General features: G+C 63.4%; 13 protein-coding genes and 1 pseudogene. 3 read left to right on the top strand and 11 right to left on the bottom strand.

Going from position 1 to position 15209, the window contains the following annotated elements; genetic code table 11:
• Nucleotides 1-12 precede the first annotated feature (12 nt).
• The 3 genes and pseudogenes from NXT3_RS23675 to NXT3_RS23685 form a co-directional block, all read right to left on the bottom strand.
• The gene (locus NXT3_RS23675) at nucleotides 13-1029 is read right to left on the bottom strand and encodes a TRAP transporter substrate-binding protein (RefSeq protein WP_104840708.1); all 1017 of its coding nucleotides are present in this window, start codon (nucleotides 1027-1029) and stop codon (nucleotides 13-15) included.
• 62 nt (nucleotides 1030-1091) lie between these two features.
• On the bottom strand, nucleotides 1092-2372 hold the full coding sequence (locus NXT3_RS23680) for a TRAP transporter large permease subunit (RefSeq protein ID WP_037421395.1): 1281 nt from the start codon (nucleotides 2370-2372) through the stop codon (nucleotides 1092-1094).
• A gap of 10 nt (nucleotides 2373-2382) precedes the next feature.
• Nucleotides 2383-2945 (bottom strand): annotated as a pseudogene (locus NXT3_RS23685) (TRAP transporter small permease).
• Between the two features lie 293 nt (nucleotides 2946-3238).
• Here NXT3_RS23685 and NXT3_RS23690 point away from each other — a divergent pair.
• Complete coding sequence (locus tag NXT3_RS23690) at nucleotides 3239-3904, top strand: TetR/AcrR family transcriptional regulator (RefSeq protein WP_104840709.1); 666 nt, start codon at nucleotides 3239-3241, stop codon at nucleotides 3902-3904.
• Nucleotides 3905-3979: 75 nt separating this feature from the next.
• Here the strand turns inward: NXT3_RS23690 and NXT3_RS23695 are convergent, their stop codons facing one another.
• The 6 genes from NXT3_RS23695 to NXT3_RS23720 all read right to left on the bottom strand — a co-directional run bounded on the left by NXT3_RS23695 (nucleotide 3980) and on the right by NXT3_RS23720 (nucleotide 11383).
• Nucleotides 3980-4366 carry a YybH family protein gene (locus NXT3_RS23695; RefSeq protein ID WP_104840710.1) on the bottom strand — a complete coding sequence of 129 codons (387 nt, stop codon included), beginning with the start codon at nucleotides 4364-4366 and terminating at the stop codon, nucleotides 3980-3982.
• A gap of 23 nt (nucleotides 4367-4389) precedes the next feature.
• Entirely contained in the window at nucleotides 4390-7794 is a 3405-nt protein-coding gene (locus tag NXT3_RS23700; RefSeq protein WP_104840711.1) for an adenylate/guanylate cyclase domain-containing protein, read from the bottom strand.
• Between the two features lie 394 nt (nucleotides 7795-8188).
• Complete coding sequence (locus NXT3_RS23705; protein ID WP_097526964.1) at nucleotides 8189-9007, bottom strand: isocitrate lyase/PEP mutase family protein; 819 nt, start codon at nucleotides 9005-9007, stop codon at nucleotides 8189-8191.
• Nucleotides 9008-9189: 182 nt separating this feature from the next.
• Nucleotides 9190-10080 (bottom strand): dihydrodipicolinate synthase family protein, encoded by an 891-nt coding sequence (locus tag NXT3_RS23710; protein WP_104840712.1) that lies wholly within the window; start codon nucleotides 10078-10080, stop codon nucleotides 9190-9192.
• A gap of 14 nt (nucleotides 10081-10094) precedes the next feature.
• Nucleotides 10095-10727 (bottom strand): LysE family translocator, encoded by a 633-nt coding sequence (locus NXT3_RS23715; RefSeq protein WP_097539806.1) that lies wholly within the window; start codon nucleotides 10725-10727, stop codon nucleotides 10095-10097.
• A gap of 47 nt (nucleotides 10728-10774) precedes the next feature.
• On the bottom strand, nucleotides 10775-11383 hold the full coding sequence (locus tag NXT3_RS23720; RefSeq protein ID WP_104840713.1) for a LysE/ArgO family amino acid transporter: 609 nt from the start codon (nucleotides 11381-11383) through the stop codon (nucleotides 10775-10777).
• Between the two features lie 101 nt (nucleotides 11384-11484).
• Here NXT3_RS23720 and NXT3_RS23725 point away from each other — a divergent pair, with 101 nt between their 5' ends.
• A complete protein-coding gene (locus NXT3_RS23725) occupies nucleotides 11485-12384 on the top strand; it encodes a LysR family transcriptional regulator ArgP (RefSeq protein WP_097526968.1) in 900 nt (299 codons plus the stop codon).
• On the opposite strand, the gene NXT3_RS23730 is transcribed toward NXT3_RS23725, so the two are convergent.
• Nucleotides 12373-13557 carry an MFS transporter gene (locus tag NXT3_RS23730; protein ID WP_097539804.1) on the bottom strand — a complete coding sequence of 395 codons (1185 nt, stop codon included), beginning with the start codon at nucleotides 13555-13557 and terminating at the stop codon, nucleotides 12373-12375. The genes NXT3_RS23725 and NXT3_RS23730 overlap by 12 nt on opposite strands.
• A 48-nt stretch (nucleotides 13558-13605) precedes the next feature.
• On the opposite strand from NXT3_RS23730, the gene NXT3_RS23735 reads away from it, so the two are divergent.
• Nucleotides 13606-14130: an Lrp/AsnC family transcriptional regulator gene (locus NXT3_RS23735; protein WP_037421450.1), complete on the top strand. Its 525-nt coding sequence runs from the start codon at nucleotides 13606-13608 to the stop codon at nucleotides 14128-14130.
• Between the two features lie 118 nt (nucleotides 14131-14248).
• Here NXT3_RS23735 and NXT3_RS23740 read toward each other — a convergent pair whose 3' ends face one another.
• Nucleotides 14249-15202 carry a substrate-binding domain-containing protein gene (locus NXT3_RS23740; protein ID WP_037421453.1) on the bottom strand — a complete coding sequence of 318 codons (954 nt, stop codon included), beginning with the start codon at nucleotides 15200-15202 and terminating at the stop codon, nucleotides 14249-14251.
• Nucleotides 15203-15209: the final 7 nt, after the last annotated feature.

Genomic DNA, 15209 nt, shown 5'->3' on the forward strand with positions numbered 1-15209 from the left:
ATTGGCCGGCCGCTACTGGCCGCGTGCGGCGCCGATCTCCTTGAACAGCGCCTCGACCGTCTCACTGCCGATCTCGGCCTTGAACTTCTCGATCACCGGCTTGACGGCATCGCGCAGCTTCTGCGTTTCCTCGGGGCTGAGTTCGCTCACCTCCATGCCGGTCTTCTTGATTTCCGCGAGCGCCTCGGCATCCTTCTCGCGCGAAACCTTGCGCTGGAAGTCGCGCGCCTCGGTGGCGGCCGCTTGAAGCACGGCCTTTTCCTCGTCGTTCAGCCCATCCCAGAACTTCTTGCTGACGAGCACGATCTGCGGGTTGTACTGGTGACGCGTCAGCGTCATGTACTTCTGCACCTCGTAGAACTTGGCGTTGAGGATGTTGGCCGCCGGGTTCTCCTGGCCGTCGACCGTGCCGGTCTCGAGCGCCGTATAGAGTTCGGTGTAGGGGAGCGGCACGGCATTGGCGCCGAGCGTGTTGAAGAGCTCGAGCGGGATCGGCGACTGGATGGTGCGGATCTTCAGGCCCTTGATGTCCTCGAGCTTGGTCACCGGATGGCGGTTGTTGGTCAAGTTGCGGAAGCCGAGCTCCCAATAGCCGAGCCCGACGAGGCCGGTATCGGGCAGCAGCTTCATCAGGCTCTCGCCGAAAGGGCCGTCCATCACCTTGTCGGCTTCCTCGCCGCTGTTGAAGAGGAAGGGCAGGTCGACGGCGCCGAACTGCTTGACGTTGTTGGCGAGGATGCCGGCGTTCAGCACCGTCATTTCGACCACGCCGCCCTGCAGCGCCGAGATCGTCTGCACGTCGCCGCCGAGCGTGCCGCCCGGGAAGAGCTTGACCTCGATCTTGCCGCCGCTCTTTTCCTTCACCAGCTCGGCGAATTTCTCCATGCCGGTCACCTGCGGGTGACCCTTGTTGTTGGCCGAGGCGAATTTCAGCGTGTGTTCGCCGATCTCCGCGTTGGTCGGCCCGGCAGCCATCAAGGCGAGCGGCAGGGTGAGGCCCAGCGCCAGTTTGGTCAGTCTGTTTAACATGTTTTCCTCCCAGGGTTGGACCGGTACTCCCACCGGCCGTGTTGAATGCGTAAAAATCTGTGTCAGTGCCCGAACCAGGAGACCGGCACGGTTACCAGTTCGGGGAACAGAACGAGCAGGAACAGGACGATCAGCTCGGCGATCAGGAAGGGCATCACGCCCTTCATCAACTCTTCCATCGACAGCTTCGAGACGCCGCAGATGACGTTGAGCACGGTGCCGACCGGCGGCGTGATCAGGCCGATCGAGTTGTTGATGATGAACAGCACGCCGAAATAGACCGGGTCGATGCCCGCCTGCTTGATGATCGGCATCAGCACCGGCGTCATCACCAGGATGGTCGGCGTCATGTCCATGGCGGTGCCGACGACGACGATCAGCGCCATGATGGCGATGAGCAGCGCCGTCTGGTTGTCCATCAGGGGCTCGACCAGGGCGGCAAGCGCGCCGGGCACGTCGGCGACGGTGATCAGCCAGGCGGAGACCGCGGCGCAGGCGACCAGGAACATGACGACGGCGGTGATCTTGGCGGCCGAGACGAAGACGTGGAAGAGCTGGGCCGGCGGCAGCTCGCGATAGACGACCATGGCGACGAAGAGCGAATAGACGGCGGCGACGACGCCCGCTTCCGTCGGCGTGAAGACGCCGAATTTCAGCCCGACGATGATGATCACCGGCAGCATGAGCGCCCAGATGCTGTCGGCCAACGCCTTGAGGCGCACCGCGCCCGTCTCCCGCGGCGGCAGCTCGAACTGTTCCTTGCGGGCGACGAGAAACCAGGTGATGCAGAGTGCGGCGGCGATCATCAGGCCGGGAAAGATGCCGGCGAGGAACAGCTTGGTGATCGAGACGCCGCCGACGACGCCGTAGAGGATAAAGCCGATCGACGGCGGAATGATCGGGCCGATGATCGAGGCCGACGCAAGCAGGCCGCCGGCGCGCGCCGCGTCATGGCCGCTCTTCAGCATCATCGGCAGCAGCAGCGCGCCGAGCGCCGCCGCATCGGCAACCGCCGAGCCCGAGAGGCTCGAAAGGATGCAGGCGGCGAAGATCGCCACGAAGCCGAGACCGCCGCGGATATGGCCGACCATCGCCATCGCCAGCGCGATGATGCGGCGCGAAAGGCCGCCGGTGTTCATCACCTCGCCGGCAAGCAGGAAGAAAGGCACCGCCATCAGCGGAAAGCTATCGGCGCCGTTCAGAACGTTCTGCGCGACGATCTGCGCGTCGAAGAGGCCGAGATAGAGCATCAGCGCTACGCCGCTGAGGACCAGGGCGAAGGCGATGGGCACGCCGAGCGCCATCGGACCGAGCAGAGCGCCGATAAAGATAGATACGGTCATGCTCGCCTCCTCAGTGCTTCGCGGAGACCGGCCCGAGCGCGGGCTCTGGCAGATCGTCGAGGATCACTCGTCCTCGCTGTCGCGCACGAGTTCGACGGTCGCTATGTCGATACGGCCGGTGGCGATGGCGAAGGCGTCGGAAAGGAGGATCAGGAAGGCGGGAATGCCGAAGGCAAGACCGGCGCCATAGAAGAAGCCCATGGAAAGGCCGGTGGCCGGCGCGCCGACATGAAGATTGATCAGCGTCTGCGCCCAGCTGCCGCTGATCATCAGCCAGGTGGCATAGAGCATCAGCGCATGGCCGATGAGCACGGCGATCTTCGCGCCGAGCGGCGGCAGCCGCTTGATGAGTGTATCGACGCCGAGATGGCCATGCTCGCGCATGGCGACGACGGCGCCAAGGAAGGTCAGCCAGACGAAGAAGATGCGCGACAGCTCCTCTGAAACCGTGATTCCCTGGTTCAAGGCATAGCGCAGAACGACATTGCCGAAGACTAGCACGACCATGCCGGCGAGCAGCAGGGCGATCGTCACCTTCAGCGCGAAGAAATAGAAATCGATGATGCGGGTCATGCGCTCCTCCCAGGCGACAGGCGAGCCCTGGCGGACGCGCTTGCGCGAGCTTGTCTCCCAATGCCGGAGGGTTCCGGCCGCCAGAACCCCGCGCTCCTCCGCGGGTTCGGCCCTCTTCCGTTAAAATGTACTAACTAGTTCGGATGTCAAGTGGCTTGCTATTGAAACGAAGCGGCAAGGTAGAATATGTCTTGATGCATCGCTTGGGAGAGGGGCCTCCGGCTCGATCTGGAGAAGCGGGCAATAAGGTCAACGGAACAAGGGCTCGTGGAAGATGGGGGCGACGCGCGACAATGGCCGAACGGCAGATGAACGGCAGGAAGAACGATCCGGCGAGAACCCAGGAAAACATTCTCGAGGTAGCGACCGAGGAGTTTTCCACTCACGGCCTGGCAGGCGCCCGGGTGGATCAGATCGCCGAGCGGACCCGCACCTCGAAGCGGATGATTTATTATTATTTCGGCAGCAAGGAAGCGCTCTATCTCGCCGTGCTGGAGCGCTCCTACCGAAAGATCCGCACGCTCGAGGCCGATCTGGAACTCGCCAACCTGCCGCCCGAACAGGCGCTGCGCACCCTGATCGCCACCACCTTTGACCACGACGAGGCCAATCCCGACTTCGTCCGCCTGGTCAGCATCGAGAACATCCACCATGCCGTCCACATGCTGCGTTCGGAAGCGATCCGCGAGCTGAACGTCTCGGTGATCCAGACCATCGATGCCATCGTTCAGCGCGGCCTTGCCGACGGCACCTTCAGCCGCACGGCCGATCCGATCGACATCCACATGCTGATCAGCGCCTTCTGCTTTTTCCGCGTCTCCAACCGCTACACGTTCGGCACGATCTTCCGCCGCGACCTCTCCGAGCCGGAGACGATCGGCCGGCACCGCACGATGATCGCCGACGCAGTAGTGAGCTATCTGAAGGGCGGGGAGGGGGTCGGGGCGGCCCATCCATGACTGGACGCGCGTGCCGGCCGGCAGCGATTTCGCCCTTAAATCAGGTCCGGACTCCCACCCAGCCGCGGCGCAGGCTCAATTCCAAGTGTGGAGACAAGCCTTCCAGGATCCGTCACCTTGGCGTCGGAAGACCGTAACGACAGTCCCCTCGTAGCGCTGCGCTTCACTGCCTTCGCCGGGAGCACTTGCCGACCACTTCCCTATTGCATAGGCGATGTCGCCGCCAGACTGGGCATCGACCATCTCGATTCGATGGGCCTTCACTCCAGCCGAGATCAACCCATTCCAGAAGTCTTCGATTGCGCTCGCTCCCCTGATGACTGCGTGCGTAGACGGTAAAACTACCGCATCCGGCGCATAGAGTGCGGCTACCGCGTCAGCATTGCCGCTGTTGAAGGCGGAATTCCATTCATCGTTTGCCCGCTGAATTTCGCCGCGGATATTTTCAGATGATTGTGTCATCGCGTCCTCCCTGGCCGGATCAATCAGTTGGCCGCCCGAAGCCCTTCAGCTGTTGCCGTGAGCGCATGTGCGGCTTGCAGGTCAGGCAACGTCAGGCCCTCGGTAAATCCGGAATAAATCAGTGCGAGCCGCTCGCAAGCGCCTGGCGCGGGAAGGCCGGCCCGCACGAGACTGAGCGCCGCACGCAGTTCCCAGAAGCGCGCGCGCTGTGCCCGTGCCGTCGCCATTGCCTCCACAAGGAGATCCTCGGAATTTCTGGCTTTGTCCTCTCCAAGTTGCAGCAGCACCTCCCCGTGGAGGCGAAGTATCTCGGCCGCAAACCAACGCTCCTTGGTACGTTCCATCCTTGCCTCGGCTGTTTCGAGCAAAACGAGTGCAGCACCCGGGTCGCCCGCTCTCAGTTCGACCTGCGCCTGAAGAGCGATGAAATAGGGAACCATGTACTCTGCGCCGGTATCGCGCCATTCAGCAAGACCTCGTTGGAGTTCGAGGCGTCCACGATCGAAATCGCCTGCGTCGGCGATTGTCCAAGCGTTCAGCATTGTGGCACCGGCAAGCCAGAAGCGGAATCCGGCTTCCGTGGCAATGCGGGTCAGTTCCGAGCACCGCTCCTGGACGCCTTGGTGGTCGCCGAGAATCTGGCGGATGACTCCGCCAAAGAACAGTGGCAGGGCGAGGCTGTTGCGATGACCCACACGATGCGCCTCAGCAAGCGCTTCGTCGTTTGCTGCCAATGCCTGATCGGGAAAGCCGAGTGGCAGCAATGTGCGGGCGAGATAATCCAGGCACACCACGCGCGGATCAAAGGCGTAGACAAATGCCGGCGATCGGTGCTCTCGAGGATTGTAAAGTGCAAGAGCCTTCTCCAGATGTGCCCGGGCGCCGACGAACTCACCGGCAGGCAATGAGCTGACGCCGGCGGCCCGGTGAGCAAAGAAGGAAAGTCCGCGATCATTGCTCGGTTCCGCCAATTCAAGCAGCCGGTTGGCCGCACTGCGTGCTTCCGCCAGTTCGGCGGCATAGAGGTGGTAGAGGCATAGTCCGTAAAGCACCGGGAAGAGCAGACGCGTCTCGCCCAGCTCTTCACAAAGCTGGCGCGCTCGACCATAGGCATCTGCTGTGGGAGGCGCGGCGAAGCCGTGCGCAGCAACATGCGTGCTGCCGAGCGCCAGTTGGATTGAAAGTTCTCGGCGCGAACGCTCTTCGGACGGAGGTATCGCCGAAAGCCCGCTAAGGGCGTTGTCGAAACGCGTACGCGCTTCCGTCAAAGCGGAGCGTGAAAGCGCCCGGCGACCAGCGAGTTCATTGTACTCGACAGCCCTGTCCAAAAGGCCCGCTTGACCAAAGTGGTGCGCAAGCAGTTCGGGCTCTGTCGTCACGATTTCGGGGAAGCGTTCCTCGAGTATCAAAGCGATCCGGGCGTGCAGCTGCTGACGACGGCTGTGCAGCAAACTGCTGTACGCGGCATCCTGGACCAGTGCATGCTTGAAGGCATAGGTTGCTTGACCGTCACTGCCGCGGCGGAAAACAAGGCCGGCTGCTACTAGCTGGCTCGTTGCGCGCTCAAGCTCCAATTCGGGCAGGCCCGTTGCTGCCGCCAGCAGCTCGTGCGTGAACTCGCGTCCGATCACCGCCCCGACTTGCGCCACGTCTCTTATGGAATCCAAGCGATCGAGGCGGGCCATCAGCGAGTCGTGCAACGTCGCGGGAACCGCGAGCGGCGGTAACGGGCCAGCCAGAACCAGCTCGCCATCTCGTACTTCAAGCAGGCCCGATTCCAGGACGACCTTGGTCAATTCTTCCACGAACAGCGGAACGCCTTCGGTCTTCGAGAGTATCTGGTCCAGCACTTCGGCCGGTAGCTGTTTGCCGCCGGTCATCGCTGCAATGATAGAGGCCGCTTGGGCACGGCTGAGCCGGTTCAGCGTCAAGAACGTCGCGTGCGGAAGACCGCTCCAGCGGGCCGCGCCTTCCGGTCGCGATGTTGCAATCAGCATTACAGGTAGTCGCTGAATCCGACCTGCGATCTGGTCAAATAGCTCGGCCGATGTCGGATCCAGGAAATGCGCGTCTTCAAGCAGCATCAGCACTGGTTGGCTGCGTGCAAGGGCCTCTAGTTGCTCGAACAGCACCTCGAACGTGCGCGTCTTTTGCTTCTGCGCCATAAGGTCGATCTTAGGGTAGCGCCCCTCGGTGGGGATGGACAGCAATGCCGCGATCAGCGGTATGGCGTCGTTTGGGTGCCTGGTCGAACCGGCGAGGAGTTGCTCAAGCAAGTCAAGCTGACGCTCGGGAGGGTCGGTCCGCCTTATGCCTCCAGCTCGGAGCAGCTGATCCGCGACAGGATAGAGGGCGCTTTCCACGTGATAGGGCGAGCAGTAGTATCGCAGTCGCGTATGTGGCTCGTCTTTCATGTGCTCCCGCAATTCCTGCAGAATACGGGACTTGCCAATACCGGCCTCGCCGAACAGTTCGACCACTTGTCCTTCACCGGACGCCGCCAGCCGCCACCGATCGAGCAGCAAGGCGATATCGTGGTCGCGCCCGGCAAGCGGCGCAGATTCGTTTGCATGAAGCGCGTCGAACCGACTCTCCGCGCCACCCTCTCCAATCACTTTGAATGCGCTGACGGGGGTGTCGAACCCTGCTAGCTTCTGTGGCCGAATGCTGGTTATCTCGAACATATTTCCGATAAGGCGGTAGGTAAGCTCGGAAATGACGACCGTTCCAGGCTCGGCAATTGCCTGGAGGCGCGCGGCAAGATTGGGAGTCTCTCCGACAACTGCGTTCTCCTGTGCTGACCCGATGCCGATGAGGTCACCAACAACCACCACCCCGGTGGCGATTCCGATCCGGACCGAGAGTTGCTGACCGTCCTTGACGGGCAGACCATTCACGGCACTGACGACCGCAAGCGCCGCACGAACGGCGCGTTCCGCTTCGTCTTCGTGTGCCTGCGGCCAACCGAAATAGGCCAACACGCCGTCGCCCATGAGTTTCGCGACGTATCCCGCGAAGCGAAGGACTTCGCCAGCCGTGGTATTCTGGAACTGCCTCAGGAGGTCGCGCATGTCCTCCGGGTCAAGCCGCGTGGCAAGCGCGGTAGAACCGACGAGATCCACAAACATGACCGTCAGTTGCCGCCGTTCTGCCTCGCGCGGGCGTCCAGGTTCGCCGCGCTGTTCTACCGACGGCGACATTGGAATTGGTGAGACCGAATCTGGCTTCCTCGACGCCGTCTCAGGCTGTCCTTGCAACTCGGCTATCGCCTCGAGGATGCGCTTGCGGTGGCCCAGCGCGCCTACGCCGATTTCTTTCAAGTCATCGGCCGTCAGGCGGGGTAGGATATCGGCATCAATTGCGTTGTCGTCGAAGGCCGGAACATACTGCTCCAGGCCCAAGCTCTTGAGCCAAGTTGCAATATTCATATGGCCTCTCCTCGACCACTCCTTCCGGGAGGAACGAGTTTATCACACCGGCCTTGGGTTATCACGATTCCCGGTGCGGCGACGGCGCTGCCGCTTGAGCCCTCCCGGGGTGGTTGAGCAGGACCGAAAGGTCGGGGAATTTATGGGCAGAATGCCTGCCCAATCGGAAATACCTCGGCCGACCGTGCCTGCCCAACTGCGCCGGCGGGTCGTGACGGCGCACGCGCGATGCACCGTTGCGGCAGGCAAGGCACAGTGCCGCATGACATCCGGTGCGCTTGCATGTTTCGCGCGCGAGCACCGTTCAGGTGCCGGCGGGGCGATCCGCCAGCAGACGGTGGCGCTGCTAGCTGGCGCGCAGGGCGAGCTTCCATCCGCGAGAGGCTGATCTCGTCTATGATGATGCGCGGAATAATCCCTCCAGTTCCGCAAAGCCCATGGCTTTCTCCGAGAACCGGAAGGTCCCCTGCGACCGCATCTCCCGCGCAGCGTCCACCATTGCACCGTAAGCAAGGCGCGCCAGGGCGGAACCGACACTGATGCGCTTCGCTCCGGCCTCGGCCAGATCCGCCAGGCTGAACGTTGCCCCCGGCATGCCCATCACGACGTTGACCGGCTTCGTGAGGGCATCGCACACAGCTCGGATCGAATTGAGGTCGGCCAGGCCGGGCGCGTAGAGCACATCGGCCCCGGCCCGCTCGAAAGCTTGCAGCCGCCTGATCGTGTCGTCGAGATCGGCGCGTCCCCAGAGGAAATTCTCGCACCGAGCCGTCAGAACGAAATCGTGAGGAAGGGACCGAGAGGCCTCGGCGGCCGCCTCGATCCGCTCGACCGCCAGAGCGAAGTCGAAGATCGGACGGCTCCGATCTCCCGTGTGGTCTTCGAGGGAACAGCCGGCCAAGCCGATGCCGGCCGCCGCCGCGACGGTCTCCGCAGCACTCTTGGGATCGTCTCCGAAGCCTTTTTCGAGATCGGCCGAAACCGGCAGTGGCGTCGCATCGACGATCGCCCCGCAGTGGGCAAGCGTCTGTTCGCGCGAGGCGGAACCCTCTGGCAAGCCGAGCGAGAACGCCATGCCGGCGCTGGTCGTGGCAAGAGCTGGGAAACCCATGGCCGCCAGGATTCTGGCGGTGCCGATGTCCCAGGGATTGGGAATGATGAAGGCTTCGGGGCCCTCATGCAACTTCCGAAACAATGCGCGCTTGTCGTCCATTTGCGACCTCGTCGGATATCCCGGAACGAGCATTGCACACCGGCTGGAACAAATAAAGAACAAAGATGCGCGTAGGGGATCGGATCGAGCATCACCTGCCTGATGAGCGGACTTTCGCCCTGCCGGAGCCCTGCCGGCGGCCTGATGCGGCTGGCATCGCGGCTCTGGCGGGAGCCGGCCGGTCAGCCAAGCACGCGATCAAGGGCGTTCTTCACTCCTGCCGTTTCGGATTGCGGCAATGGCAAAATCGGGCACGGCGGGTCGGCCCGGCAAAGGCCGAGCGCTTCCGCGATCGCGTACATGACGCGGAAGCTGCCGAACGCCTTGAACAGGCTCCACAAGGGTTGAAATGCCTGGTCGAGCCGCTCGACCTCGGCAACATCGCTGGCTTGCGCGGCCCGGGTAAGCGCCAAGGCTTCCGAGGGCAAGAGGCCGGCGATCACGCTGTACCAGGCGTCGCAGCCTGCCAGCAGCGCCGCCGCCGCTCCCCAATCGCCACTGTAGCCGATCGAGAAACCTCGCGGTGTTTCGCCGCGAAGGCGCGCCATTTCGCCCTCGAAGGCGTCGTCCTGCGGCAATGGCATCTTCACCGCCGCGATGTGCGCGACCTTCGAGAGCCGCGCAATCAACGCGTCGCTGAAGGTGAATTTCGTGGTGCCCGGATTGTTGTAGATGCAGAGCGGCAATTGCCCCGCATCGGCGACAGCGGCGAAGTGCCGGTAGACCTCTTCTTCGAAGAGCGGCGTATAGGACATGGGCGCCAGCAGCAAGCCGTCAGCGCCGGCGGACCTGGCATCCCGCGCCAATGCCTGCGCCTCGTCGGTTCGAAGCGCCCCGACGCCGACGATGACAGGCGTCTTTCCGCCGACGCAATCCATCGCCGCCTCGACGGCGCGTCGCCGCTCGCCACGTGAGAGAAAGGCGTAGCCGCCCGTGCTGCCAAGCAGCCCGATCGAGTCGACCCCGGCGAGATGAATACGCTCGAGCAAACGCGCAAGTGCGCCCGTGTCGACATTGCCGGCAGCATCGGTCGGGGTCATGGAAAAGGCCGAAAGGCCGGTGAAGAGCGTCACGATCGTTTTCCTCTTCAAGCGCGAGACAGCAACAGCCGCAGGCCGGCCACGCCGAAAAACACGGCCAACAGACCTTCGATCCAGCGCCGCGCGCGGCGATAGAGGCGCACCATCGGCGCGGTCGAAAATACAACGGCATAGCCGCAAAAGATGGTGACGCTCAGAGCCGCGCAGCCGCCGAGGATCGCGCCGAGCCTGTGCCACGACGTTTCCGGTCCGAGACCGAGCGTCACCAAGGCGATCCATGCGAGCACGGATTTCGGATTGGTGAGATGCATCAGCAATCCCCGCCGATAGAGAGCCGATCCGCAGAGGGCATCACCGCCCGACGGCTGTACCGCCTTGTCGCCGGAAGATAGAGCCGCCCTTGCAGCCTTGAAGGCGAGATAGAGGAGATAGAGGCCGCCGAAGATTTTGAGTACGATCAGGGCTTCGGCGTAGCGGGTCAGCAGGGCCGAGATGCCGGTGGCGGCCATCATGCCCCAGAAGATCGATCCGCTGACGACGCCGGCTGCCAGGAGGAGTGCTGCCCGTCTGCCGTTATTCATCGCAACGCCCATGATCTGCATGTTGCTGGGGCCCGGACTGGCGGCGGCGATCACATAGGCGGCGTAGACAAGCAGAAGCTGGTGGACGGAGGTGGACAAGCTTTTGGGACCTTATGAGCCGAGGAAATCTGCGAGGCGCGGCGGAATCACATTCCGGTCAAGAGTTTAGAGGCGATCATCCACATTGTAAAAGCAATGAGCGTTTCCAGGATTCGCCAGGACAGCGGGTTTGAGAAGATCGGTCGCAGCCATGTGGCGCCATAGCCGAGCGAAAAGAAGAACAGGAAGGAGGCGGTGACGGCGCCTGTCGTGAACGAAAGCTCGCCACTCGGAAATCGGGTCGAGATCGTGCCGAGCAACACGACCGTGTCGAGATAGACATGCGGATTGAGCCAGGTGAGCGCCAGGCATGTCAGAACGGTCTGCCGAAAGCTCGACGCTCTCTCCTCTCCGGCCGCCAAGGCTCCGGACGACCGCAGGGCGGAATAGAGATTCTTGGCGCCGTACCAGATCAGGAACGCCGCCCCGCCATAGCGCATGGCCGGATCGAGCCAAGGCAGAAGCGTGGCAATCTGCCGGAAGCTGGTCACCCCCAGGACGATCAGCAAGGTATCGGACAGGGCGCAGGCAAGGCAGACGGCGAACACGTGCTCGTTGCGCAGCCCCTGGCGCAGCACAAAGGCATTCTGCGCGCCGATCGCCACAATCAGGCTGAGCCCCATCATCAGGCCTGTGACATAAACCGAAAAATTCATACCTGCGAAGCGCTCCAGAAACGAGATGAGCGTTTCCGGTATCGCGACGGAAGAATTCAGGCTAGTTAATGTTGCTAACTTCAATTAAGTAAAACTAAGCCATGCTCGATTATTCCGCTCTCCGTGCCGTCACGGCCGTCGTCCAGACGGGCAGCTTCGAAAAGGCCGCCGGCGTCCTCAACGTGACGCCCTCGGCCGTCTCCCAGCGGGTGAAGCAGCTCGAGGAACGGCTCGGCGTCGTCCTGATCGCCAGGGGAAATCCCTGCACCGCGACGGAGAAGGGAGAATGGCTCTGCCGTCATATGGAGAATGTCGGCATGCTCGAAGGCGAGTTGCTCGCGCACCTGCCTGCCCTCGTCGGTCCGGGCGAACGGCGGCAAAGGGTGACACTGAACATTGCGACAAGCGCCGACAGCCTCGGAACCTGGTTCGTCGCGGCGGTCTCGAACTTCGCCAAGCGCTCGCCCTACCTGCTGAACATCGCCCTCGACGACGAGGACCATACCGCCGAATGGCTGCAAAAGGGGCGAGTGATTGCCGCCGTCACCAGTCTGGAAAAGCCGATCCAAGGGTGCCGGCGTGTGTCTCTCGGCACGCTCCGCTATCATGCGACGGCGAGCCCCGACTTCGTTGCCCGGCACTTTACTGAGGGCGTCACGCCGGAAGCGATAACCAGTGCGCCGGCCCTTACGTTCAATCAGAAGGACAGGCTGCAAAGCCGGTGGATCCGCCAGGCGCTCGGGGAAGAGCTGACCTATCCGACCCACTGGCTGCCGTCGACGCAAGGCTTCCTCGAGGCGAGTCTTGCGGGCATGGGCTGGGCGATGAATCCGATACAGCTTGCGCGCGACCATCTGGAGTCCGGCCGACTGGTCGAGCTGATCCCCGGCACGCCGTTGGACGTTCCCTTGTACTGGCAGATCAACCGCCTTGCCGCCGACCGGCTGACCGAGCTCACGCGCGAGGTCACTCTGGTCGCCAAGCACAGCCTACTGCATTGAGGAGTGGCGCGGCGCGCGGGCTGCCGAGACTGCGGCGGCCAGCATCAGCCCCGCCGCGGCCAGCGGCAGAACGTAAAAATCCGTCCCGGCATAGGCGGCGCCGAAGCCGAGCGTGCCGGCAAAGAGGGCGAGATAGGTGACGCCGCTGTTCAGCCCCAAGATCGCACCGCGTCGGGCGGGATCGAGCGCCGTCAGCCGCACGATGAGGACGTTCAGCCCGAAATGGTTGGCGAGCCCCCAGAGAAAGACGACGGCGAGCAGCGCCGGATAGGAGCCGCTTGCTGCCGACATCGCGACATAGACGCCGGCGACCGCGAGAAAAATTAGCGGCAGCAGCCTCGCCGCACCGAAGCGATCGATCAGACGGTCGAGGAAGGCCGCGCCACCGAAGCCTAAGCCGTAGGAGGCCGCAAGGAGGCCGTTGGAGCTGACGGGCAGGCCGAGGGCGCCATGCAAATGGTCGCCGATATAGGCATAGACCCCATAGAAAGCCGCCATGAAGGCCGCGCAGGCGACAAGAAGCGAGGCCGCGCCGGGCACGCCGAGCGCCGCTAGCGGCGAGGTCGTCCTTCCGGCGGGTCCTTCCCGCACCGCCGCGCGCCGAACGCCGGCGCAGGCCGTCAGCGCTGCTCCGGCGACGACGAGATAGACCGCCCGCCAGCCGGCGAAATCGGCGATCGCCGCCGACAGCGGCACCCCGGCCACCATGCTCAGCGTCCAGCCGGTCAGCACCAGGCCGATCGTCTCGCTCTCGCGCCCGGCCGGGGCGATCACCGAGGCCAGCGTATAGATGGCGGGAAGCGCAATGCCCGCGGCAATCCCGACGACGAGCTGGGCTGCGACCAACAGCGGCAACGCCGGCGCGGCGGCGCTTGTGGCAAGTCCGCCGGCCAAAAGTAGCAGCGCTGCCGCGAGCATGCGGCGCGGGCCGTGCCGATCGATGAGGCGGCCGAGGAAGACGGCGCTCGCCGCGGTGCCGAGTCCGAAAGCGGCGGAAGCCGTCATCACCGCTGGCACGCCGGTGCCGAGGCTTAGCGACACCTCCGGCGCGATCGGCCCGAGCGCCAGCGAATTGGAGCCGATGACGCCGATCGAGGCGGTCAGCAGCAGGGCAAAGGGCGGAATGCGAGCCCGGTCGGCGGATGAGGAAGCGGATTGATCGATGTTCGTCATTCCCGCATAATCTCAGAACGAAGTTCGGCATCAAGGAGAAATAGCGGAATGGATCAAAATACAGACGACGTTCGGCGGAAGCGCCTGCCGGAGCGCGACCTCGATGCAATGGACCGAAAACTATTAGGCGTGCTGGTCGAGGACGCGACGACGAGCTACGCCGAGCTCGGCGACCGCGTCGGGCTTTCGCCGCCGGCCGCGCATGAGCGTGTGAAGCGCCTTCGGCGTTCCGGGGCGATCCGGCGCGTGGCGGCGCTGATCGATCCCGAGGCCGTCGGCAAGACGCTGCTCGCCTTCGTCCATGTGGATACGACCGGCTGGGGCAAGACTCAGGCGCTGCTGGCGATCGAGGAATATCCGGAGGTGGAGGAGATCCACTCGGTCGCAGGCGACACCTGCATGCTGCTCAAGGTGAGAACCGAAAGCACCCATGCGCTCGAAGGCCTGCTGGCGCGCCTTTACGACACACCCGGCGTCAAGGCGACGCGGAGCTATGTCGTGTTGTCGACCTATCTGGAGCGGCCGGTGCAGCCCGGCACGACGAGCGAATGGCCGGCCGTGGTGAAGAGCTGACGGCCGCCTCCGCGTCGCGCACGCTGAGGCCCGTGCCAGGTCAAAGCTCGGATCGGCCATGAGCCCGAGAAGACGGTGGCCCGCGCCAAACGCGGGCCGCCCTTGCCACAGCTCCGGATCAGAACGGCGAGTCCGGGAAGTAGAAGTCCTTCGCGTTGTCCTTGGTCACCAGCGTCGCGTCAATCGTGTAGACGCCGCGGACCGGAACCTGGCCGTAGAAATTGGCGACGGTCATTTCGAGGGCGGTGCCGATCATTGCCGGCGGATAGAGCACGTCGACGGGGACCATTTTGTCGCCGTCCATGACCTTCTTGATCATTTCCTTTGAGCCGGCGCCGGCGACGATGTACTGGATGTCGGTTCGCTTTGCCTGCTCGATGGCCTGCAGTACGCCGACGGCCATGTCGTCGTCCTGGCACCAGACGACGTCGATCTTCGGGTATTTGGTTAGGTAGTCCTGCATGACCTTGAAGGCATCGTCACGGTTCCAATTGCCGTACTGGCGGTCGAGAACCTTGACGTTTGAGCCTTCGATGCCCTTGTCGAAACCGTCCTGTCGCTGCTGGTCGATCGGGATCGGAAGGCCGCGGATGACGACGACTTCGGCCTCCGGCGTCGTTGTCTTGATGTATTCGCCGGCGACCTGGCCGAGGGCGGGGTTGTTGCCCGCGACATAGAGATCACGCACCGAATTGTCGTTGACGCTTGGCGCGCGGTCGACAAGCGCGACGAAAGTACCCTTGCCCTTCACCTCCTTGATGGCGTTGACCAGCGGATCTGGATCGGTGGGCAGGATAACAAGCGCATCGATGCCCTGTGTCTCTAGATCCTGCACGGCGTTGGCCTGGCTTGCCGGATCGGGCGATGTCTTGACGATCACGTTCAGGCCCGGATTGTGCTCCATCAGGAGCTTGGCGACGCGCTCGGCATGGAAGACCACGCCGGCCGTCCAGCCATGGTCGGCCGCCGGGATAGACACGCCCACCGTCACTTTCTTTTCCTCCTGAGCGTGCGTCACGCCAGCCAGCGCTGTCATGGCTGCGAGGGTAAGGCCGAATAGCTTCTTGCGCATTAACTTC

The organism is Sinorhizobium fredii (genome assembly GCF_002944405.1).
GTDB classification, from domain to species: Bacteria; Pseudomonadota; Alphaproteobacteria; order Rhizobiales; family Rhizobiaceae; genus Sinorhizobium; species Sinorhizobium fredii_C.